The 21,580-nt window shown below is 54.0% G+C and carries 18 protein-coding genes; 1 reads left to right on the top strand and 17 read right to left on the bottom strand.

Annotated elements, in window-relative coordinates; genetic code table 11:
* Positions 1-28 precede the first annotated feature (28 nt).
* The 17 genes from KJS55_RS05275 to hydA form a co-directional block, all read right to left on the bottom strand.
* Positions 29-688, bottom strand: coding sequence for an RraA family protein (locus KJS55_RS05275; protein ID WP_213542852.1), 660 nt, complete (start codon positions 686-688; stop codon positions 29-31).
* Positions 689-719: 31 nt separating this feature from the next.
* The gene (locus KJS55_RS05270) at positions 720-1,568 is read right to left on the bottom strand and encodes an SDR family oxidoreductase (protein WP_213542851.1); all 849 of its coding nucleotides are present in this window, start codon (positions 1,566-1,568) and stop codon (positions 720-722) included.
* A 27-nt stretch (positions 1,569-1,595) separates the two neighbouring features.
* Positions 1,596-3,095 carry a tripartite tricarboxylate transporter permease gene (locus tag KJS55_RS05265; protein ID WP_187028075.1) on the bottom strand — a complete coding sequence of 500 codons (1,500 nt, stop codon included), beginning with the start codon at positions 3,093-3,095 and terminating at the stop codon, positions 1,596-1,598.
* A gap of 15 nt (positions 3,096-3,110) precedes the next feature.
* Positions 3,111-3,611, bottom strand: coding sequence for a tripartite tricarboxylate transporter TctB family protein (locus KJS55_RS05260; RefSeq protein ID WP_187028076.1), 501 nt, complete (start codon positions 3,609-3,611; stop codon positions 3,111-3,113).
* Between the two features lie 92 nt (positions 3,612-3,703).
* Positions 3,704-4,765 carry a tripartite tricarboxylate transporter substrate binding protein gene (locus KJS55_RS05255; RefSeq protein ID WP_187028077.1) on the bottom strand — a complete coding sequence of 354 codons (1,062 nt, stop codon included), beginning with the start codon at positions 4,763-4,765 and terminating at the stop codon, positions 3,704-3,706.
* A gap of 71 nt (positions 4,766-4,836) precedes the next feature.
* Positions 4,837-5,871, bottom strand: a complete 1,035-nt coding sequence (locus KJS55_RS05250) for an alcohol dehydrogenase catalytic domain-containing protein (RefSeq protein ID WP_187028078.1) — start codon at positions 5,869-5,871, stop codon at positions 4,837-4,839.
* An 18-nt stretch (positions 5,872-5,889) separates the two neighbouring features.
* Positions 5,890-7,182 (bottom strand): lactate racemase domain-containing protein, encoded by a 1,293-nt coding sequence (locus KJS55_RS05245; RefSeq protein WP_213542850.1) that lies wholly within the window; start codon positions 7,180-7,182, stop codon positions 5,890-5,892.
* A 22-nt stretch (positions 7,183-7,204) separates the two neighbouring features.
* Positions 7,205-7,852 (bottom strand): bifunctional 4-hydroxy-2-oxoglutarate aldolase/2-dehydro-3-deoxy-phosphogluconate aldolase, encoded by a 648-nt coding sequence (eda, locus tag KJS55_RS05240; RefSeq protein WP_213542849.1) that lies wholly within the window; start codon positions 7,850-7,852, stop codon positions 7,205-7,207.
* Positions 7,849-8,811: a sugar kinase gene (locus KJS55_RS05235; protein ID WP_213542848.1), complete on the bottom strand. Its 963-nt coding sequence runs from the start codon at positions 8,809-8,811 to the stop codon at positions 7,849-7,851. Before KJS55_RS05235 ends, eda begins: the two co-directional genes overlap by 4 nt.
* Before the next feature lie 17 nt (positions 8,812-8,828).
* On the bottom strand, positions 8,829-9,767 hold the full coding sequence (locus KJS55_RS05230) for an RraA family protein (protein ID WP_213542847.1): 939 nt from the start codon (positions 9,765-9,767) through the stop codon (positions 8,829-8,831).
* Positions 9,768-10,531: 764 nt separating this feature from the next.
* Positions 10,532-11,719 carry a DUF2812 domain-containing protein gene (locus KJS55_RS05225; protein ID WP_228300562.1) on the bottom strand — a complete coding sequence of 396 codons (1,188 nt, stop codon included), beginning with the start codon at positions 11,717-11,719 and terminating at the stop codon, positions 10,532-10,534.
* A 153-nt stretch (positions 11,720-11,872) separates the two neighbouring features.
* Entirely contained in the window at positions 11,873-12,571 is a 699-nt protein-coding gene (locus KJS55_RS05220) for a hypothetical protein (RefSeq protein ID WP_187028083.1), read from the bottom strand.
* Between the two features lie 4 nt (positions 12,572-12,575).
* Positions 12,576-13,310 (bottom strand): DUF5058 family protein, encoded by a 735-nt coding sequence (locus tag KJS55_RS05215; RefSeq protein WP_187028084.1) that lies wholly within the window; start codon positions 13,308-13,310, stop codon positions 12,576-12,578.
* A gap of 78 nt (positions 13,311-13,388) precedes the next feature.
* Positions 13,389-14,654 (bottom strand): Zn-dependent hydrolase, encoded by a 1,266-nt coding sequence (locus KJS55_RS05210; protein WP_187028085.1) that lies wholly within the window; start codon positions 14,652-14,654, stop codon positions 13,389-13,391.
* Positions 14,655-15,045: 391 nt separating this feature from the next.
* Complete coding sequence (locus KJS55_RS05205; RefSeq protein WP_213542846.1) at positions 15,046-16,476, bottom strand: sigma-54 interaction domain-containing protein; 1,431 nt, start codon at positions 16,474-16,476, stop codon at positions 15,046-15,048.
* Positions 16,477-16,754: 278 nt separating this feature from the next.
* Positions 16,755-18,368, bottom strand: coding sequence for an NCS1 family nucleobase:cation symporter-1 (locus KJS55_RS05200; RefSeq protein WP_187028087.1), 1,614 nt, complete (start codon positions 18,366-18,368; stop codon positions 16,755-16,757).
* Between the two features lie 136 nt (positions 18,369-18,504).
* Positions 18,505-19,866, bottom strand: a complete 1,362-nt coding sequence (gene hydA / locus KJS55_RS05195; protein ID WP_213542845.1) for a dihydropyrimidinase — start codon at positions 19,864-19,866, stop codon at positions 18,505-18,507.
* Positions 19,867-20,356: 490 nt separating this feature from the next.
* Here hydA and KJS55_RS05190 point away from each other — a divergent pair, with 490 nt between their 5' ends.
* Complete coding sequence (locus tag KJS55_RS05190) at positions 20,357-21,580, top strand: FAD-dependent oxidoreductase (RefSeq protein ID WP_187028089.1); 1,224 nt, start codon at positions 20,357-20,359, stop codon at positions 21,578-21,580.

Raw genomic sequence — 21,580 nt, 5'->3', positions numbered from 1 at the left:
CCTCCCGGTCTATGAATCTATGGAAAAATTAGATAGCTCCGATCTTCATGTAGGTATCGGTTAGGCTCTCGCCGTTCAGCAGACGGGTGCGGACATCGTCCTCCCGGCGCTCGATCTCCATGGCGCGATCCATGACCTCGTCGATTAGATCACCAGGAATGACCACAGTACCATCAATGTCTCCGAAAACATAGTCGCCCGGGGTGATGGTCACTCCATCGATTGTGATGGGGATCTGGCACTCGTTGACCTCGGCGCGGCCCTTGGAGGTGCTGGGCAGATGCCCTCTGTACACCAGAGGGAATTTCATATCTCTGACGGTTTTGAGGTCGCGGGCCATACCGTCTAAGATGGCGCCGGTCCCGCCTTTGGAGTTGATGGCGGTAGCCATCAGCTCACCCAGAATGGCGCAGTTGTATTCTCCGCGCATAGTCAGGACAAAGACCTCGCCAGGTTGCATCTGGTCCAGGACTTTGCACTGGGCGGTTAGAGGGTCCTCCGGCATCGAGTAGACCTGCGTGGCAACAGCGGTAAAGGCGCGGCCAAAAACGACGGTATCCGGCAGCAGAGCGCCCATCTCATTGCTGAGGAACTGGTGCCGGTAGCCCATCTGATCGAGCACATCACAGATCAGGCCGGAGTAAAGGGAGTTGCGGAGCTCTTCCATAGTATATTTCGTGTTCATCATGAACCTCCTAATTTGTCTTTTGAAACGTTGATTACACACCACAGTAGGCGCTAAAGCCGCCGTCTACTGGCAGTATCACGCCTGTCACAAAGCCGCTGGCGGTATGATCGCACAGATAGAGCATGGCACCAACGAGTTCCTTGGGCTCCCCGAAGCGGTCCATCGGTGTGCCGCTAATAATTTTCTTGGAACGCTCGGTATAGCTTCCGTCCTCGTTGAAGAGGAGACGGCGATTGATTTTGGTGGCGAAGAAACCTGGTGCAATGGCATTGACACGGATGCCGACGTCAGCCAGGTAAGTAGCAAGCCACTGGGTCAAATTGCATACGGCAGCCTTACTGGCACTGTACGCAATTTGCTTTGTCAGGGGAGAGAGGCCGCTCATGGATGCAATATTGACAATACAGGCGCCTTCCACACCAGCCATTCGCTTTGCAAACACCTTTGTGACGTTGAATATCCCGAGGCAGTTTAGGTCAAGGACGGAAGCGACCGCCTCAGTATCTAAGTTAAACAGAGTATTTTCCTGCGTGGTGGAAGCGTCCAAAAGCTCCATGGACGCACGTTCCCGCGTGGTGCAGGCTGCTGCGGGGGCAATGCCGGCGCCATTGATCAAGATCTGGTACTGACCATAGGCTTTGCGGATCACCTGCTCCGCGGCTAGGACGCTGTCCATATCTAAAACGTTGCAGCCAACGGCGATGGCCTCGCCGCCATCAGCGATAATCTCAGCGGCAATGCCATCGGCAGTCTCCTTACGGCTGCCGACCACGGCAACTTTGGCGCCGGAACGAGCCAAAGCCTTGCAGAACTCGCTGCAAAGGGCCCCGCTTCCACCAGTGACAACGGCAACCTTGCCGGTGAAGTCTGCTTGCATCATAAAAGGCTCCTTTCCTTTGTGTTTCAATTACTTGGCCTTGCCGCGCCTGTCACGGATGATGGGCATGACTACAAAGACCACCAGAAGCAGCGCAAGGACGGCGGAAACGGGCCGGGTGATAAACAAGGACAGACTGTATTTGCCAGCCATCAAGCCGCGGCGGTAGTTCAATTCGACAAGACTGCCAAGGATGATACCGAGGGCCATAGGCGCAGGAGAAATGTGCAGCTTTTTGAATAGGAAGCCGATAAAGCCGAATACAACCATGACTGCGATATCGAAGGTCCGAACGTTGGCGGCGTAGGCACCGATCACAGAGAGTACCACCACGATAGGCATGATAATGCCAACACGAATTTGCAGTACCTTGCCGATCACGGGGGTGATGAGAGTGCCTTCAATCATGAACATAAGGTTCACAAGAAGCAGGAGAACGCCGATGAAGTAGATAAAGTTCGGATTATCTGCCATGAAATTGGGGCCAGTCTGATAGCCATGGAGCTGCAGGCCGCCTAACAGGATTGCGGATACAGCGTCGCCGGCGATCCCCAGTGTCAGCATGGGGATAAATACACCGGAGGTGCAGGCGTTATTTGCCGTTTCAGAAGCGATCAAGCCCTCCCAACTGCCGTGCCCAAACTTTTCCTTTTCCTTGCTGGCGCGGCGGGCGCTATCATAGGCTACCCAGGAAGCGATATCCTCACCGGTACCGGGAATGGCGCCGATCATGGTGCCGATAGCTGCGGAGGAGATGACCAACTTTGCGTGGTGGCGGAGCATGGAGAAGCTCTCCTTGACATAGCCAAGCAGATCGCCAATGGTGGTGTTTTTCACGTTGGCGATAGCGTGGGATTCAGGATCTGCCAAGGCGGAAATAGCCTCAGAGAGGCCGAAGAGGCCGACCATCGCAGGGACGAGAGAGATGCCGGCCTTCAGACCAGTAACGCCAAAGGCGAAACGGGTACCACCATAGATGCCATCAATACCAATGCAGGAGATCAACAGACCAGCCATGCCTGAGACAAGGCCCTTGTAAGGCCTTTCGGCGGACATGCTGCCGCAGATCACGATGCCGAACATACCCAGCCAGAAGAATTCCCAGTAGCCAATCAGCATGGCAGCTTTGGAGATCGGGTGGGCCAGCAGCATCAAGATGCACAGGCCGATGATGCCGCCGGTTGCCGAGGCTGTTGTGACCATAACGCCCGCTCGAATTCCCTCTCCCTGCTTGGTTAGAGGGAAGCCTTCCAGGGCTGTTGCGGCGGAGGACGGCGTACCGGGAACATTGAGCAGGATTGCACTGCGGGAGCCGCCGTAAATGCCGCCCAGAAAGACTCCTACCATTACAACCAGTGCATTGGCGGGGCCGAGGCCCAGGGTGGTAGAGACCAGCAAAGAGACGCCCATGGTGGCGGTTAGACCGGGCAAGGCGCCGATAATGATGCCGGCCAGCGTGGAGGCTGCAAGAAGAAGCAGACTCTCAAGATTAAACAGGGACATAATTTCCAATTGTACTGCGTTGCCCATAAACTTGCGCCCCCCTTATTTTGGCATGATGACTTTCAGGCCAAAGTGGAACACCACGTAAATGATGATCACCGCGGACGCTGAAATGAGCAGTGTCTTGGGAAAAGATATTTCATTAAAAAATTTGATGGTTACACACAGGAAGATGAACGAAGCAATCACGAATCCATATTCCCTGGTGAGGCCACCGCACAAGGGGATCAGGGCGAATACATAAATCAGAACCGCCGCGCAGATCACGACAAAGTGAATCTTTTGGGTCTTATCCCCAAGAAGCTCATCGAGCCACGGCTTTCTTTCGGAATTTAGCTTTTTTTCTTGCCGTATGCGTGCCAGGGTATCAATGGCCCACCAGATAGAGAGCAGGGCGAGAATCACGCTGAGGATAAAGGGAAAGGCACCGGCGCTGACCCAGAACACAGGAGCTAGGCCGACGGGCAGAAGCTTTGCCATCACAGCAACGGCGATAGACAATACAAAGAAGATCAGCGAGATCGCCAACTCAAAAACCAGCAATTCTAGTCACATCCTTTCTAAAGAGGCGGTGCCGGCTCTGTTAAACCGGAGCCAGCACCCCCTGCTGAGCATTGTGCGTTCTGTGTTGCCGCTTACGGATGGGGCCAGCCGAACGTCTCGGGGCTGGTGGAGGTGAATCCCATGTCATAGAGCATCCAAGAGTTGATGTAAGAGGTGCTCTTGGCCCAGTCGTTGGCTTCCTGGCCAGTTAGTCCCATGGGAACAAAGGTCTTCTGCTCGGCGAAGGTTTGGAAGGCCTCGCTCTCGTAAGCCTTGACAGCGGCTTGGCGGAGAATCTCGTAGATCTCAGGGTCAGTGTCGGCGGGGACCGCAATTCCAACCCAGCCGCCGAAGGGCATGTTTTCTTCCAGATCAGGATAGACGTCGCAGACCCAGGGAATATCAATCGGACCATCTGCGCCGTCGATGGTGATGGCGCTGGAACCCATATAGGTCAAGACCTTGAGGTCGCCGGAGCGAACGTACTCAATGCACTCGGGAAGGCCGCAGGCAGCAGCATCCACATCACCCTTCACCGCAGACAGCGCAGCGTTGGCCCCGCCGCCAGAGGGGATCAACTCGGGCTGGTTGCATTCGGGTTCCTGCTGGAGGATCAGGCCAAGGCCGCGGGTAAAGGCACAGCCGGAATCAGAGGTGGCGATGGTGAGGGTACCGGCCTTCATGGCAGCAACCAGATCTTCAAGAGTCTGATAAGGTGAGTCGGGCTTTACGACAATGCTGGTAGGAACCGCACAGCCGATGACCAGCGCGTTCCAATCCTCGTAGGTCAGATCAGACTGGCCCATGACCTTGATGGAGGTAATGTCGGTGGGATAGCCCAGAAGCGTATAACCGTCATGGTCTGCCTCATTCACATACTCGGTCCCGACGGCGGAGGCGCTGCCAGGCATATTGGTCACAGCAATGCTTACGCCCAATTGTTTTTCCATTTCGGCTGCCAAGGTGCGGCAGATCAGATCCGTGGCACCACCAGCGCCAAAGGGGACAATCATGGAGAGATCGCGGGTCGGGTATTCAACCGCCGCCTGTTCGCCATCCGTGCTGGAATCTGAACTGGTGTCGCCGGAACTGCACCCCATGAGACCGAGTGCCATCACAAACGCGAGGACGATGCATAGTGTTCTTCTTTTCATATTCTGATCTCCTTTGTCTTTATATTTTTGCAAGAGAGACGAAGCCCTCTGACAAACGCGGTTGGTGTGAATCACTCCACCTCAATGATTCCCTTAAAAACGGCCCCGCCGCGGCTTACCCACTCCTCAAAGGACTCCTTTGCGTGGGCAAAATCGGACACGTCGGTGATCATGCGCTCGGCGCGAATGTTTCCGCTTTCAATCTGATCCAATACCCAGCGAAAATCCTGCATTTGAGCGACCCGGCTGGCATATACAGTGGCCTCACGGATGTGGAAGGAGGGATCGCTCAGGCCCAAGGTGTCGGACTGGAGACCAACGAAAATTAAATCTCCGGCTGCCGCGAGATAATTGATTGCTGTGGAGTTGGAGGCCTTGCTTCCGGTAGAATCGATCACTTTATTTGGGTAGTCTTCATGGGTCCACTTCCGCAGTTCCATGTCAAAGTCCGCCGCACTGGGGTCCATGACAACGTGGCCGAAGCGCTCAGCCACAAAATTCCGGCGAGTGGCGCTGATATCTGCTACCCGCACATCGGCGCCGGCGGCCTTCGCGGCCTCTGCGACGCCAAGACCAATCGGACCAGCGCCCAGCACAAGGACGTGGTCGCCGGCGGCGACCTTGCCCCGACGAACGGCATGGGCGCTGACAGACAACGGCTCGATCAGTGCGGCAACCTTGGGAGGCATTGTCTCAGGAACCTTGAGCAGATTTTCAATCGGAACAGAGACATATTCCGCGATACCGCCTTCCACATGGACGCCCAGTACCTTGAGGCTGGTACAACAGTTCTCACGGTGCTGCCGGCAGGCGACACAGCTTCCGCAGGAAAGATAGGGAAACACACTGACTCGGTCCCCGACCTTCAGATCGCCAGGGGCACCGTTAATTTCGTCAATGACACCGCACAGCTCGTGGCCGAGGACCCTCGGATAGGTTAAAAGCAGGGAGTTGCCCCTATAGGCGTGGATATCACTGCCGCAAATACTGATCGCCAGCATTTTGACGCGGGCGTAGCCTGGGGGTACTTCTGGCAATGGCACATCTTTGAGGTTTAGATGAAAGGCCTCTTCCAGCACGAGGGCTTTCATGGTTTTCTGGCTCATATTACCAGCTCCTTTCAATTACTTTTGAGGGGTGTTGGAGATAATAGGGGTGGAATTATAGCCGGGGATTGCCAGGATGCGGACCTGCTCCCCGTATTTCTCCTTCAAATAGGCCATGATCTCGTTGGGAGAATCTAAGTATTGGAAGCCAACCTGATGAGCCTCCTCGCGGCTGATGCCATTGGAGATCAGCACGCAATCCGCCTGCCTGGCATCTAAAACCCGGCCCAAATGAACCAGATGCGACGCTGTGGACAGATCGTGCTCCAGCGGACCGCCTTTGACGATGAGTTTGCGTGCTCTCTCATAAGGCATGTAGCCGTATTGGGCAATTTCCTTGTGGACAGGGCTGATACCCTCGGGGAAGTTTCCCAGCAGCACGATCGTCCCGCCTCTGCGCAGGTAAAATTCGGATTGATACACAGCGTTGGACCCGACCCACAAATCGGATGCCCATTTACCGACACCGACAATAATCGCATCTGCGGCCTCGTCTACATCACAAACATAGTATTTTTTTGCAATGCTGACAGCAGCACGATGGGCTTTCACCACATCTCCACAACGCACGTCGGAGATTTTGCTGTCCTCCGTGAGTACGGCATTGAGGATAAAGTCCATGAGATGGGCATTAGTGACAATGGACTCATAAAGCAGACGAACGGGATTATCCTCCTTGCCCATAACCTCGATCCCCTTGTGAGGACAAGTCAGCCAGTGGCTGTAACCCGTTGTTTCATACCCGGCGACTCCCGGGATGACAATTTTTGCGCCGCCGGACCAGCCAAAAATGGGGTGGGGCTTGACCGCGCCGACAGCCAGGCGGAGGTCGCACTCCGTCAGCAGCCTGTTGACAAATACGGGCGGAACACCCTCGGCGCTGCAAGGGACCTGCACCAGTGCATTCGGGTCATCGAAGGCGTGGTTGATAACAGAATACTTCTCCCGAATGCCCGGCCCACAGAGCTTATCAATCTCTTCATCCGTCAGGCCGCGATGTGTCCCCAGCGCGATGAGAATCGTAATCTTGGCGCCGGGAGCATTGCGTTCAATTCTATCCAGCAGAATCGGAAGAACACGGTCCGTCTCCATTGGACGAGTCAGATCACATACAAGAATGCAGATGTTTTTCTTCCCTGCACATAGTTTGTCAAAAGGCTTTGTTCCAATCGGAGCGTCTAGATTTTGATTGATACAGGCGGTGAGGTCCTCGGCGGGCTGAATCTCCTTCGGGCGGAGAACGCCGATGAGGTTTTTTTCCGGGATATCAATCTCGCGATCCTCCCGGTAGTAGGCGATTTTTACCTTCATATGATTCCTTTCTATGGCGGACTCACGCACAATTACTCAGAATGCGCTCCACCTCTTTCCGGGCATTTCGGCAAAGGGCGGTAATCACCTGGAATTCCCCGCTGCGAATCAGCCTGGTGGGACATACCCAGCTTCCGCCGCAGGCAAACACATTGGGGAGAGAGAGGTAGCTTTCCAGATTTTCCAAACCAATGCCGCCGGTAGGCATGAACCGCACTTTCGGGAAAGCGGCGCCAAGTGCCTGGATTATGGCCGGGCCTCCCAACTGTTGGGCGGGAAAGAATTTCACTGCGGTTAAACCGGCACAGACAGCAGCTTGCAGCTCGCTGGCGGTGGCAATTCCAGGAAAGAGAGGAGCGCTGCGTGCATGGCAGTATGCAACCTCCTCCAGGGAGAGACCTGGGCTCACTAGAAATTTGGCTCCAGCGGCCAGAGCATTCGCGGCGGTGGCGGCATCTAAAACGGTACCAGCTCCGACAGTCATCTCAGGGACTTCCCGGGCGATGCGGCTGATAGCCTGCTCTGCTGCATCCGTGCGATAGGTGACTTCCATAACATCAATTCCCCCGTCCAGCAGGGCTTTTGCCAGAGGGACCGCCTGCTCTGGGGTGTCCAGCACGACGACTGGCACCAGGCCAGCCTGTTGAAATTTAAGGATAACCTCGCTCATATGACTCTCCATGTTGGTTCTCCGGCCATAAAACGCTCCAACTCCTCCCGGGAGGGGAGGCCGTCATTATCGCCCTTGCTCATCAGCTGAATGGCACCGATGGCACAGCCGCGGCGCACAGCCTTTTCCAGAGAAAGACCCTCCTCTAATCCGGTGAGGACGCCGGCGGCAAAACCGTCTCCGGCGCCGACGGTATCTACAATGTGCTCCACATGAAAGCCGGGGACATAGCCTTGGGTTTCGCGGGTGGCGTAATAGGCGCCCTTGGCACCCAGCTTTACTACCACAGCCTTTGCGCCGCCGTCCAAATAGTATGTAGCGATCTTCTCCGGCTCAACTTCGCCCATCAGGAGCTTTGCCTCATTGACACCCGGCAGGAACAAATCGGACTGGAACGCCAGAGAATTGATGCATTGGGCCATGAGCTGATGGTCCGGCCATAGCTGCAGCCGCAGGTTGGGGTCGAAAGAGAACTGGAGATTTTGCTCCCGGGCGATCTTCGCTAGAGCAAAAACTGCCTTCCGGGCTGTCTCAGAAAGAGCTGGAGTGATACCGGTTACGTGTACAGCGCTATAGGAGGAGAAATCCAGAGCAGCCACATCCTCCGCATTGAGCGTCGAGGCGGCACTTCCCTTGCGGAAGTAAAAAATACTGGGATCGCCGTCAGTAACCATGGACTTAAACATGAAACCCGTTGGATGTTCAGGGGAAAATTGGATCAAATCCGTGGAGATGCCGAGTTCTTTGATGTGGTTAACAATACGGGCTCCAAAGGGATCGTTGCCTAGCTTTGTCATATAGGAGACATCATGTCCCAAGCGCTTCATGCCGATGGCCACATTCAGCTCCGCACCGCAAGTAGTAAAGGAAAAGTGATTCACATCCTCTAGCTTGCCGAGCTCATCGGCAATAAACAATCCCATAGGCTCACCGACTAAGATGGTATGTTTGATTTTCATATCTCAAATCTCCACAATCAGACATCACAAAGGTCCTTGCGGCAGGAATCCAAGTTGTAGCGCTCATGCTCCAGATCCCGACGGTCAATGATCAGCTGGCGTTCTTTTTCCCAGGTGAGATGGCGATAGGGAGCGGCTCTCTCGTCAGTTTTCAGCCAGTTCATAAAGTCCTCGAAGATCTCGATTTTCCAAGGGAACTCATCAATGGCGGTGGCGGAGTATTTGCCCTCGTGAATGCGTTGGAAACCAAAGATATCACGGATATGGACCTTCTCGGCATCCTCCGCAACCTCCTCAGCCATGTGAGGGGGAATAAAACACACACCGCACTCGCAGGCGTATACCACATCGCCGGGAAGGCAGGTTGCGTGGCCGATCCGACAGGGGGAGTTGAATCCGGTCAAGCAAATGTCACGAATGGGGGAGGGGTGGAACCCGCGGTAAAAGATGTTGATATCGTCGATATCGCGGATCTGCTGGACATCACGAATGCTGCCCCACACTACGGCGCCGCCGCGCTTAGTCTTCTGGCGAATCACGGTTGCCAGATTTCCGCCCACAAGAGTGCCGTACTCGGTCTTGTCAAACAGATCGGCCACGAAGACATCGTCCTCGACCAAACTATCAACCACCCACTGGTTGTACATGCCTTTCATACCCTGGGACTTCGCCTGCCGCATCATGGCGATTTCCAAATCTTCTCGGATAGGCACAAAGGTTGCGGTCACTGCCCGACCGACAGTGGGCTTCATCGTGCTATGCGTGCACTTAAAGTCACCCTGGAATTGGTAATTATTTAGCTTCATCCAGGCCAAACGCCAGACTTCTTCAATGCTCATGCTCCGCAAACGCGCCAAGACGCTGTCGGCCACACGAGGACGGCCATCTGGAAAACGGTCACCTTTCCAGAGGGGAGTCATCTGGACAATATCCTCATAATTGTTAAATTGCATCATATTACCCCCTTAAAGATTAATCGGTTTCATAAAAAATAAAAATGCAAAACTAATTATAAATTATGGAATTTTCTCCAAAAATTAGCTCTTATAGCATGCATTATACAGAGTTACTTTTTGCATTTCAACATATTTTTTGCTTTTTTCCCAAATAAACAAAAGAGCCTTTTGTTTTTGTGAAAAATAACGTTAACCGGTTTATATATGAGGCTAACATTGATGGTGCGCGTATGGGTGCTGTCAGCCGATCACAAATCCTCCAACAGGCAAACGCACCAACCTCTCAATGACACTCTCTGCACCAGAGCGCATCTGCTTGCAGGATATGAATCTTTCTGAAGTGCACAAATTTTATCCGATTCTTTTGACTTCTGAACGTCAAATACAAAAGCTTTTGGAGGGAAGTGATGCAGTGTTCTTGCGATGTGCTTCCCAATGTCCCGCAAATATAAAGCGGCGCCCTTATCTTACGCAAGACCATCTCTGTCGGCTTTGTGTTGTGTCAAATTTATAGGAACTGGGCCTGGCTTCCGTCACAATCTGGCTGTGCGGATATTCGGATAAGGAGTCCTTCCGATCAGACATCTGATATAGAGCGTTTGTAAAAATAATAGCGGCGAGTCATCCAAGGGATGACTCGCCGCTATCTCGTTGGCTTCATATGGATAATGCTTCGATGGCAGCTTCGTTTCTTCGTATGATGGAAGATTCACAAACGGCTGGTGAACGTTATGAACGGTTCGCATTCCTGCGAGAGCGAAGGTCTATGCGGAGGGTGTTTCCCGAGCAAAGAGGAGCTGGAACATTTCCTCTGGCTCCGCCTCTGAGGGGAAGGTACAGAAGTAAACAGCAGCGTTTCGCTGGAGGAGATAGGTATTGGCGTTTTCTAGGGCATAATAGGTCAAGTCTCCCGCTGTTTTTTCAACAAAAACTTCTCCAAAGTCCGCCTGTGCCTGCTGATAGAGGTACTGGAAGATCTGCTCCGCCAGAAAAACGCTGCGGGTTGTGGTGTAATTGGTGAAAACATAGCCAGTCTCAGATTCCTCTGCGTATAACAGATTGCTGCCCAGGAGGGATTGGTTGGTCTGTACGGCATTCTGCATCTCAGAGGTATCTCCAAAGTCCGCCAAGTGCAGCACCGGCAGGCTGTCCGCATGGGCGAGCAGCTCTTCCTGCCGCTGAGCGGTCCACTGTGTGCTGGAGGCGCTCAGACGAGTGTTGGCAAAAATAATCAGACCAAATAACACAACACCCATGAATACCACGGCGGGAAAAAGCTTGTGGGAGTCCACATGGTGAGAGAGTATTTTCAGGGCTATAGAGCCAATGATGATGACCAGAATGGGGAGAAGCAGGTATATCATCATGTCGTTGCGGCCACCCAGCATCAGTAAAACTGCCGCAAGTAGCAACAGCAGCAGAATTCCGCTGTGCAGCAGATAGCGCTTGCAAAGGCGCGGGTTGCTGGGTGAGCGTTCAGGCAGGAGAAGCAACAGAAGGTTGCAGGCATGATACACCAGCAGAAATGCCGCGATTGCCGCCACCACCAGGTACAAATTTGTCAGGATCAGGGTATAGACCACCGCTGGCTTGGAAAGTAAAAAGCCGCCCATGCCCAGGATAAACAACACAATGAGCAAAGATGCCAGCCGGCAGGTATTTCGAATGAGAGATGTTTGGTCCTCGGCGGGGACAGGGCTTTGCAGCGAGGTGTTTGTGGTGCGGAGAATCTGGCAGCCTTTGCTCCGTCCGGCCCCTGTCCAGCCCTCCTGCATGCGCTCATAGAGACGAGACCCAGGGTATCTTCTGAAATGGATCAGGGAGGTCATGGCATAGGGGTCCACCGCATAGCGCACGGGTTCGCCGGCTTCCTGTTCAAAGCCGGCGAGAATGCCTCTGCACCATTTCAGGCGCCAGCCCTGCTGTGACATATCTTGCAGATAAGCCTCCATTTCGCGGTAGTGTTCTGGCCGGAAGGCGAATAAACAAAGGCGGGATTTTTTCAAGGGAATGCTCCTTTCATCTTTCCTCCGCCGCTTCGGAAATCAAGGCGGAGGGGCTGGTTTCGCGCAGAGCGCGGAACCAGCCCCGGTAAAACAACTGTGTTACGCAGCTTTCTTTTTCTTCTGAGAATACAGGAAAGCGCCCAGGATGATGCTGATGACAATCGCGCCGGGGAACCGGAGGAAATTGGGGATCGGCGCCAGCTGCAGCCCCAGGCAGATCACGAGAATCACCGGCACAAAGATCCGATTCTTCCGCCAGTACTGGGCCAGTACGCCGCCCAGGATAGCCGGTAAGCAGAAATCAAAGGCGTCCAGCACAAATTCCGGCAGAATTTCCAGGATATAAACACCTGTCAGGGCTGCCGCGGTTGTGAAAGCCAGGTTGACAAACACGGACATACCGATGGCAATGGTTCCCACCAGCTCGCCGCGCTTGGTGCCGGCCTCACAGCCGGTGGCGGACTGAGCCGCCAGCATGGCGGGCAGGCGGACAGAGGGGATGTTGCCGGCCAGATAGCCAATGTAAATGCCGGAGAGTCCCATCTGGGGATAGAACCCTAAGGGCTCAAAGAAGTACAATAGGAAATAGGCAGAGAACATGATACTCCAGCCGGCACCAATCTGGCCCCAGGTGGGCTTAAAGCCGACGACCAGCCACAGATACAGAGGGGGGACCAGAGTCAAAAGAGCCGCAATCAAGGTGGTCAGACGGCCGTTGCGGATCATCTTGACGGTATACTTGTCATGAAACTCCTGATCCATAGAGGCGGAGTTATTGGACATGTGATCGTTTGCCATTGTATTACACCCCCATATTCTTGACTACCTGGGCGATAAAGATCGCGGCCAGCATCGCCAGACCCAGCGCAAACTCGCCGAACTTGGGCTTCTTGTCTGCAATCTTCAAGAAAGCAAGCATGATACAGAAGCCTGCAACGCCCGCGACGACATACGGAATGCCGTTTACCATCTGACCAGCCATAAACTGAGCAATGCAGCCAATCATGACGCAAGTCCCGACGATGCTGAAGATCTGAGTATCATGACGGTCAAGGACATTCTTGAGGCCTTCAATCCGGTGAGCAAAGAGGAGGTTTACCAGGAAGAAGCCCCAGGTATTCAAAGCAATGACCCAAACAGAGTTGCAGAAGGCGATGATGCCATAGTCGGGGCTTCCGAGCTCCACGCCCAGGGCGGTGGCGCCGGCGGTGGCACCCAGCATCTCCGTGGTGATGGTGCCGATGATGGAAAGACGCAGCCACGCATACGGTGCGCCGATCAGGTTCATAAAGGCCACCATGACAGTGAACATGGACATACCGGGGCCGATGGTGCAGATGGTACCGGCTTTCATAGCGGTGCTGATATCGTCCTTGGTGAGCCCCACCATGGGGCCAGCCTTAATTGCTTGGCGGATAAAGACAACGGCCTGGGCACACAGGGCGATCACAGTCGGAATCACTGCCATCCACATGCCTGCTCCGTTTGCAATTGCCTTCCACCCACCGTTTGTCATCGTATCGACAAACCCATTCATTGGATATTTGCACTTCCTTTCTCAATTCAAACTGGAACACCCGCCTTTCCAGAAAGGCGGAAAATTCCCGCGGGAATTTTACTGGTCCTTGTCAGCCTTTAATACCGCGTTCAGCATAACAGTGGCGGCATTGGTGCACTGCTCCACAGAGGTGTGCTCCACCTCGCAGTGAGAAAGGCCCTTGTCGGAAGGAGCAAAAATCATCGTGGTGGGAATCATATAGGAGATGTACTGCGCATCATGGCCGGCGCCAGAATTGATATCCATATGGGAGATCCCCAGCTCTTCCACAGCCTCGCGGACATAGCCAACCAGCTTCTTGTCCCAGTACACGGTGTCACGGTTCCAGCCCAGAACCACCTCACATTTGCACTTTTGCCACTCGCGCTTTTCCAGGCTGAAGAGAATTTCGCGGACCTTGTTGAGAACCTCGGGATTCTCATGGCGTACATCGATGGAGAAGTCAAAGAAGTCGGGGATGACCGTATTCACGCAAGGATGGATCACAACCTCGCCGGTGGTGTAGACCAAATCCTCATAGCCCAGCTTGTCAATTTCCTCGTGGAGGTAGCACAGGGCCTCGGCGGCAGCGTGGAAGGCGTCATGGCGCTTCTTCATGGGGAAGGTGCCGGCGTGAGCCGCAAAGCCATAGAACTTCACACGATAGAGCATCTGGCCCAGCACGCAGGTGACTACGCCAATGTCCTTGCCGGCATCCTCCAGGATGGGACCCTGCTCGATGTGGGTCTCAAAGAGGGCCATGTATTTCTCGGGGCTCATACGGTTGGCCTTGTCGCCCTTATAGGGGAAGGCAGCCAAACGCTCGCCAAAGGTAACATCAGGCGTCAGGATAGACTTAGAGGCCATCATCTTGCTGTACTCAAAGTTATCCCGGAAACGTTCGGGCATGTAATCGTGTGCCATGGTGCCGGAGCACATCATGCAGGGCGGGAACTCAGACCCCTCCTCGTTCGTGAAAATCATGGCAGTCAGGGGGTGGCGATGGGGGATGTTTTCCCGCACCACGGTTTCCAGCACTTCCATGGCGCTCATCACGCCCAGAATACCGTCATAGTTGCCGCCGTTTTTCACGCTGTCGCAGTGAGATCCCATTACGATGCGCTTCAGGCCGGGCTCGGAGCCGGGGAGCGTGGCATACATGTTAGCCAGATCATCCATCTCAATTGTGGCACCAATAGCTTCCATCCGACGCAGCCATTCTGCACGAGCCATCTTGTCCTCTTCTGACAGTGCATAGCGAGTAATTCCGCCATGGCCGGCATCGCCGAATTTACTAAAGGTTTTAATCTTGTCTTCCATGCTCTTCATGTCACAGCGATACATAGTTTGCCACTCCTTTTTTCATTATCAAATATTTGGTGTCTATCACCGCAAAAGAATATATAGCAATTTTTGTGCCAAATATTTCTCTCTCCCCATATCGGAAAAAAAGTTTGTGAATTATCCAACAAAATCCCGGGATGCTTTTGTGAAAGTTGGAGCCAAAAGGGAAGGTGTTTTATAAAGTTTTAATCTGATTTTCACATAAGAATACACAAAATACAGCAGTTTCGGCTTTTACACAATTTTAAAAATGCATTTTTGCATAAAATAAAAAACCGTGAAAAAAATGGCCTGAAAAATCCTTGCATTGCTCTCATTTTAAATATTTTTTCTATGCAAAAAAGAAAGACCACCCTTAAATTATGCGAAATTGCATAATCGAGGATGGCCTTTAATCCGACCGGATGTGATAGCGGCTGAGTTTTCGAGAGATGGTGGATTGGTCTGTTTGCAGGGCTTCTGCCATTTTTACGCCACTTTTATATTTCTCTTGGTACGCCAGCAAAAGCTGTTTCTCATAGCGTCCCATGAGTTCCTTCAAAGAGAGCCCTTCCTCCAGCTCTGGGACGATATAGGCACTGCGCGGAGCTGTTTCCTCCTGGGGGATTCCAAATGCCTTTTGCATATCTTCCGGGGCGATGACACGACCACTGCTCATAATCATAGCGCGCTCGATTACATTTTGCAGTTCCCGCACGTTTCCGGGATAGCGGCATGCGCTCAAAAAGTGAAGGGCATCTGGATCGAAGGATTTCTCGGTGCCATATTTGAGATTGGCTTGCTTTAAAAAGTGGTTGGCCAGCAGAGGAATATCGTCCCTTCGCTCCTCCAGACAGGGGATGGCAATTTCAATGACGTTGATCCGGTAATAGAGGTCCTCCCGGAAGGTTTTGTCCTGAATCATCTGCCGAAGATTAGCGTTGGTAGAGGAGATCAGACGGAAATTTACCTGGATGTCCTTGTGCCCGCCAATGTGACGGAGACTGTGGGTCTGTAGCACCCGCAACAGCTTGGACTGAAGCCCCAGAGGCAGATCACCGATTTCATCCAGCAGCAAGGTGCCGGTGTTAGAGCGTTCAATCAACCCCTTTTTCCCTCTGGGATTGCCGCCTGTAAAGGCGCCTGGCTCGTAGCCGAACAGCTCGCTCTCCAGGAGATGATCTGGAATTGCGGCACAATTGATCTTGACAAAAGGCGCCCCGCTGCGGCTGCTGTGGGAATGGATCAGATTGGCGATCATCTCCTTGCCGACGCCGGAGGGGCCGGTCAGCAGGACAGAGACCTCATATTCCGCGACTTTGGCGGCAGCCTCTACCACATCCTGCATCACCTTGCTCTGGTAAATCAGCTCTCCGGTGCGGTTTAAATTCATCTGGATCAGATCACTGTGGTTGGCAGGCACCTTGTTCCAGCTATTCATAGCCATGATTTTGTTTTTGAGCTTGACGATATCGGAAATATTCACAAGGTAGTTGATCACATACTGGATGCCCCCCTCCTGATCTTTCAGAGGGACGGCGTGAACCTGATAGAAGTGATCCCGGTGGGATGTGACCTGATTGATGGAGACAGCCTGCTTTGTTTTGAGAACCAGCGACGTGGCTGACTCCGAGACCAGGCCATCCTTTGCCAGTTCCTCCATCGTGCGGCCCAGATACAGCTCTGGAGAGTGACCGGTGATATGCTTGTGGGTCCGGTTCAAAAATAGAACGCGGCCCTGGCCATCCGTGATATTCACACCCATGAGCGGATTTTCCAGCAGCTCTTCCAGCAGAGGACCCAAGAACTCCTCGGACATAATTGGGAATATATGCTGATCCACGATGCTGTCATCTCCTTTCCGGGATTCCAGGTGCACTTCTATCTGAGGAGAAAACCTGAGGAATACGGCTTCATGTGATCCATGAAAAACGGTATGGGATAGCCAGCTGCCTTAGAGAGACCATGCGGCGCTGTTCAGTGCCGCGCCTGTCATCGGCAGATTTAAAATCTGTGCCGGTTAAGGACGCTGCAGAAGCAAAAAAGTTCTATGCATCCGCCGGCCAGTGACAGCCGGCGGATGCATCACTGTTACATAAGGGGGAGCATGAAAACGCACACTCAGCCAGAAATGGTTTCCTCAACCAGGGTAATTTCAGCGTCCTCTTCCTCAGAGACAAAGCCCTTGCTGGCTGGAGCGCCGCAGAAGTTGGAGCGCATCAGAGCGACATACACCACAAACGCCACAAAGAAGGAGAAGAGATAGCCGTTCGCGGCGATCATTTGCAGGAAGTTCGGCGTCAATCCAGAGCCGGACTGATAGAGGAACACCGTGTTGCCCAGCAGCGGAATGATAAAGGATACCGCCCAGGCGATCACCGCACACCAGTTCCAGCCGTTGGAATAGGCGTAGCGGCCGTTGGCCCCGTGGTACAAGCTGGCTACATCCACACGCTTTTGCTTGCAAACGAAATAGTCCGCGCACAGGATCGCCGCCACAGGGGCAATAATGGTGCCGTAGTTGTTCAGCCAAGTGAAAACGTAAGCAGAGCCGGAGCCATAAATGAACCAGGGCTGCATCACGAAAATAGAGATGACGATTGTGATGATAACGCCCTTCTTGAAAGAGACCTTCTTGGGTGCCAGGTCAGACCAGCCGTTAGCAGGAGCCACCACATTGGCAGCTACGCAGGTGGTCAGAGTGGCTACGATGACGCCAATGGCGCACACTGCCACAGCCAGGGGGTTGGACATGTAGAAGAACACTGTGGTGGGGTCATAGCTGGCGGTGCCATAGGCATAGGTCGTGGCCTGAGCGAAGAGGGCGCCGGCAATCGCGCACACCGCCATGGGGATGGGCATGCCGATGAGCTGACCGTTGAACTGGTCCTTCTGACTCTTAGCCATTTTAGAGAAGTCAGGAATGTTCAGCGCCATGGTTGCCCAGTAGGCAATATTGGCCGTCAGACCGGCCAGGTAGACATAGGCAAAGCCGCCGTTCTGCTCAATCAAGGCCTCGTTGTTGCCAACGCGGAACACGTCCATAAAGCTGTGCCCAGTGGCGTAGATGGTATAAATGCTCCAGATAATCAGGCCTGTGATCACAACGATCAGCAGAGGGGCGCTGATGTTCTGAACCCATTTGATTTTCTCCATGCCGTTGTAAGCTACCCAGCCGCACACCAGCACGAAGACAGCAAAGCCGATCAGCTGGCCAACCATCACATTGTCATTGCCGGGCATGGAGATGGTCTGGGATTGATCGGAAAAGAATGGAATCACAATGCCGATCAGCGCGGCCAAAGCGCCGCCGCCAACCCAGGACTGAATGGATGTCCAGCCGCAACCGATGATGGAGCGGGAGATGGTGGACAGTTTCGCGCCCTTATTGCCGAAGGTCATCCGGGCAAAGATGGGGTATGGAATGCCGTATTTTGTGCCTACATGGGAGTTAAGCTGAATGGGAATCAGTACGATTACGTTGCCAAGAATGACGTTGATGACCGCCAGCACGGGAGAAACGCCCAGCGCCACCAGCGAGGAGGCCAGGGCCAGAGCGGGGATGGAGACAGAGAGCCCCAGCCAGAAATCAGCAATGTCTTTGGTGCGCCAAGTGCGGTCGCTGACTTTGGTGGGCGCCAGGTCCGGGTTATAGTGCTTGGAGTCCAGAAGCTCCGCCTCGATTTCAGGTGTCAGCTCATAGAGCTCGTCGTTGCGCCGAATTTGTGTCTTCATAGGTTCCCTCCACTTTCATCCGATTGAAGTCCGGTACGATTGGTTCCGCCGTCACGCGTGTATCCGCCGACGACCGCTGGAATCACGGGACAGCGCGGTTTTTAGCGCCGCGCCGTCCTGCTGTGCTGGACCGGGATTACTTTCTGGAAGCGCGCTTAATCAGCTTGCCCCAGCCGCGCTCTCCCACAAACGCGCCGTTGTCATAGACCAGTCGGCCGCGGGAGTAAGTTTGAACGGGGTAGCCGTGCAGCTCCAAACCCTCCCAAATGGTATGGTCGGAATCGGAGTGCATATTTTCCTGATGGACAGTGAACTCTTTGGTGGGGTCGTAGATCACGATATCTGCATCCTTGCCCACAGTCAAACTGCCCTTTTGGGTGCAGCCAAAGATACGGGCTGGATTGGCGGCGCAGATCTGAACGGCCCGAGGGAAGGAGATGACGCCTTCGTTGGCCTTGGACAGGATGTAGGGGTACATATTTTCAACGCCTGCGCAGCCGTTTGGAATTTTACGGAAGTCGTCCTTGCCCCAGTCCTTTTCAGACTGCTGGAACGGGCAGTGGTCGGTGGCGATGGTATCCACATCGCCCCGCTTTACAGCCTCCCACAGGGCATCCAGACTCTCCTGGCCCTTCATAGGCGGAGAGCAGACGAAATTCCGGCCGTCTTCCCGCTTGAAGACATCCCGGGTGAAGTGCAGGTAGTGGGGGCAGGTCTCCATATAGATTTCCAGACCCTCGTCCTTGGCCGCCGTGACGGCTTCCACACCCTCCTTGTCGGACATATGTACGATGTAAAGAGGGGCGTTCAGGCTCCTGGCCCAGGCAATGGCTCGCCGGTCTGCCTCTCCGGCTACAAACTCAGGCCGGGAGGCATAGTGATACCAGGGGCTGAGCTTGCCCTCCGCGGCAAACTGTTCCGTGAGGGTGGTGAGGACCTCTTTGTTTTCCGCATGGACGCAGATCAAAGAGCCGGTCTCCTTGGACTTCTGCAGGACCTGATAGAAATCGCCGTCCTTCACGCCAAAGTCATAGACCATATATACTTTAAAAGAGGAGATGCCGTAGTCCACGGCCTCCTGCATGGTATCGAGTAGATTGTTAGAGAGGTCCGTGATGCCTACGTGCAGGGCGTAGTCCACAGCGGGACCATCTTCATTGGCCTCTGCCTCACGGCGCTTGGCAGTTTCCAGCAGCGTCTCTCCCTTGGCCTGACCGCTGTAGTCAAAGACCGTGGTGGTGCCGCCGCAGGCAGCCGCCCGGGTACCGGCGAAGAAGTCGTCAGAAGATACCGTCCCGCCAAAGGGGAAGGCGAGGTGTGTATGGGCGTCGATAGCACCCGGAAGCACCAGTTTGCCGGTGGCGTCAACCACGTTTTCGCAGGGAAGATCAGAGAGATCGCCGGCAATGACCGCGATCTTGCCGTCCTTCACGCCCAGATCGGCTTTGAACATCTCCCTTTCTGTTACGATGGTGCCGTTGCGAATAATCAAGTCCACAAATAATCCACCTTTCTTATCATCACACAAATACCACTTGCCTGAATGTGTCTGATTCCCCCTCCTCGTAACTGCCTGGCGGCAGGTAATGAATCACATGAGCCTGCATACCTGTACGGCGGCTGGAACAGCTTTGCGCGGGGGCTGGACTCCCGCCGCGCCCGGTTCTCAGCCCGGCGTTGCTTCATGGCTGTTTTATCATGGTGTATGGATATGAGCAAAAGGCTGTCGGCCAGACCTTTTCAGAAACAAACACATCAAAAAAACGGCATGAAGACCTTCTTTTATTATAAACATTCACCCCTCAAAAATGAAGCATAATTTCCGTTAAATTCTAAAATTGTGGAAATAGGAGAAAGTTACAGTACAGATTTGTACAAAATGTGAAATGATGAAAAGGGTATTGCATTAAAACTGTATGAAGTGTACAATGAGGCTGCATACATGTGCGGGCTGGACACTCACATTTATGGAAGGGGAAGAATGAGAAATGACAAAAAAGTACTCACAGGAACTTGTGCAGGGGTACACCATGAGCACGGTCATGGAAGAGGCTCAACGTTGTTTGCTCTGCCACGATGCGCCATGTTCCAATGCCTGCCCTGCGGGAACGGACCCTGCGAAATTTATCCGCAGCGTCCGTTTTCGTAATTTTAAAGGAGCGGCGGAGACGATTCGCAGCAACAATGCCCTGGGCGCAGCCTGCGCCAGAATCTGCCCCACAGAGCGCTACTGCGAACAGGGATGCTCCCGGTGCGGAATTGATAAACCCATCAACATCGGCGGGATCCAGCGCTTTGTCACGGATTTTGAGGAGCAGTGCGGCATGAAGGTCCTGGAGAGAGGACCGGCCAATGGAAAGAAAATTGGAATTATCGGCAGTGGTCCTGCGGGACTGCAGGCTGCGGCAACGCTGCTGCAGCTCGGCTATGAGGTTGACATTTACGAAAAGGGCGCCAAAGCCGGCGGATTTCTGCGCACCGGCATCCCGGAGTACCGCCTTCCCGACGCGGTGGTGGACACAGAGGTTGCCCGGATTGCGGAACTGGGAGCGAACTTCCTCTACTGCCGTGAGGTGGGGAAGGATGTCTCCATGGAGGAACTGAAGGAGAAGTATGATGCCGTGCTGGTGGCCGTCGGCATTGGCCGGCCGCAGATGCTGGAGATGTTCGAGGGTAATCCCTACGCGGTGCCTGCGGTCACATTCCTGGCAGAAGTGGATGAAAGGCAGGGCGAGGTGGAGCTGCCGGATAATGCGTTGGTCATCGGCGGCGGCGACGCGGCGATGGACGTATCTGCAACCTTGAAGCTGCTAGGCGTGCAGAATGTGACTACAGTCACCCGCAAGGAGCTCTCTGACTTCCGAGCTTCCAAGGTGGAGCTTGAGACCGCCCGGGCGCAGGGCGTCACCATTGTGGATGGTTACGCTCCCGTAGCGGTGGAGGGCAAGGTAGTAACCTTCCGTCACCGCAGGCTCAACAGCGAGCTGAAAATTGAGGCTGACAAGATCATCCTGGCCGTGGGTCAGAGTACTGACGCGGACCAGCTGGGGCTGCCCATCGTCAAAAACGAGGTGGATTTCGACGGCTTCCAGGCGGATGGCAAGGTCTTTGTGGCCGGCGACATTGCCAAGGGCGACAAGACGGCGGTCTGGGCGGTTCGCAAGGGCAAAGCGGCCGCCTATGCAATCCATAACTTTGTGGGAGGTAGATGA

It is taken from the genome of Pusillibacter faecalis, from assembly GCF_018408705.1.
Lineage (GTDB): Bacteria > Bacillota > Clostridia > Oscillospirales > Oscillospiraceae > Oscillibacter > Oscillibacter faecalis.
Note: the sequence above shows the minus strand (reverse complement) of the source record. Positions and strands in the feature narration are given on the sequence as shown.

Bases quoted from the DNA above. Each gene is read 5' to 3' on its own strand.
- KJS55_RS05275 (WP_213542852.1), bottom strand. From the start codon at position 688: ATGATGAACACGAAATATACTATGGAAGAGCTCCGCAACTCCCTTTAC.
- KJS55_RS05210 (WP_187028085.1), bottom strand. From the start codon at position 14,654: ATGTATCGCTGTGACATGAAGAGCATGGAAGACAAGATTAAAACCTTT.
- KJS55_RS05250 (WP_187028078.1), bottom strand. From the start codon at position 5,871: ATGAGCCAGAAAACCATGAAAGCCCTCGTGCTGGAAGAGGCCTTTCAT.
- KJS55_RS05235 (WP_213542848.1), bottom strand. From the start codon at position 8,811: ATGAAAATCAAACATACCATCTTAGTCGGTGAGCCTATGGGATTGTTT.
- KJS55_RS05255 (WP_187028077.1), bottom strand. From the start codon at position 4,765: ATGAAAAGAAGAACACTATGCATCGTCCTCGCGTTTGTGATGGCACTC.
- KJS55_RS05230 (WP_213542847.1), bottom strand. From the start codon at position 9,767: ATGATGCAATTTAACAATTATGAGGATATTGTCCAGATGACTCCCCTC.
- KJS55_RS05220 (WP_187028083.1), bottom strand. From the start codon at position 12,571: ATGGCAAACGATCACATGTCCAATAACTCCGCCTCTATGGATCAGGAG.
- KJS55_RS05225 (WP_228300562.1), bottom strand. From the start codon at position 11,719: ATGGAGGCTTATCTGCAAGATATGTCACAGCAGGGCTGGCGCCTGAAA.
- KJS55_RS05265 (WP_187028075.1), bottom strand. From the start codon at position 3,095: ATGGGCAACGCAGTACAATTGGAAATTATGTCCCTGTTTAATCTTGAG.
- KJS55_RS05270 (WP_213542851.1), bottom strand. From the start codon at position 1,568: ATGATGCAAGCAGACTTCACCGGCAAGGTTGCCGTTGTCACTGGTGGA.
- KJS55_RS05245 (WP_213542850.1), bottom strand. From the start codon at position 7,182: ATGAAGGTAAAAATCGCCTACTACCGGGAGGATCGCGAGATTGATATC.
- eda (WP_213542849.1), bottom strand. From the start codon at position 7,852: ATGAGCGAGGTTATCCTTAAATTTCAACAGGCTGGCCTGGTGCCAGTC.
- KJS55_RS05200 (WP_187028087.1), bottom strand. From the start codon at position 18,368: ATGAAGACACAAATTCGGCGCAACGACGAGCTCTATGAGCTGACACCT.
- KJS55_RS05190 (WP_187028089.1), top strand. From the start codon at position 20,357: ATGACAAAAAAGTACTCACAGGAACTTGTGCAGGGGTACACCATGAGC.
- KJS55_RS05215 (WP_187028084.1), bottom strand. From the start codon at position 13,310: ATGAATGGGTTTGTCGATACGATGACAAACGGTGGGTGGAAGGCAATT.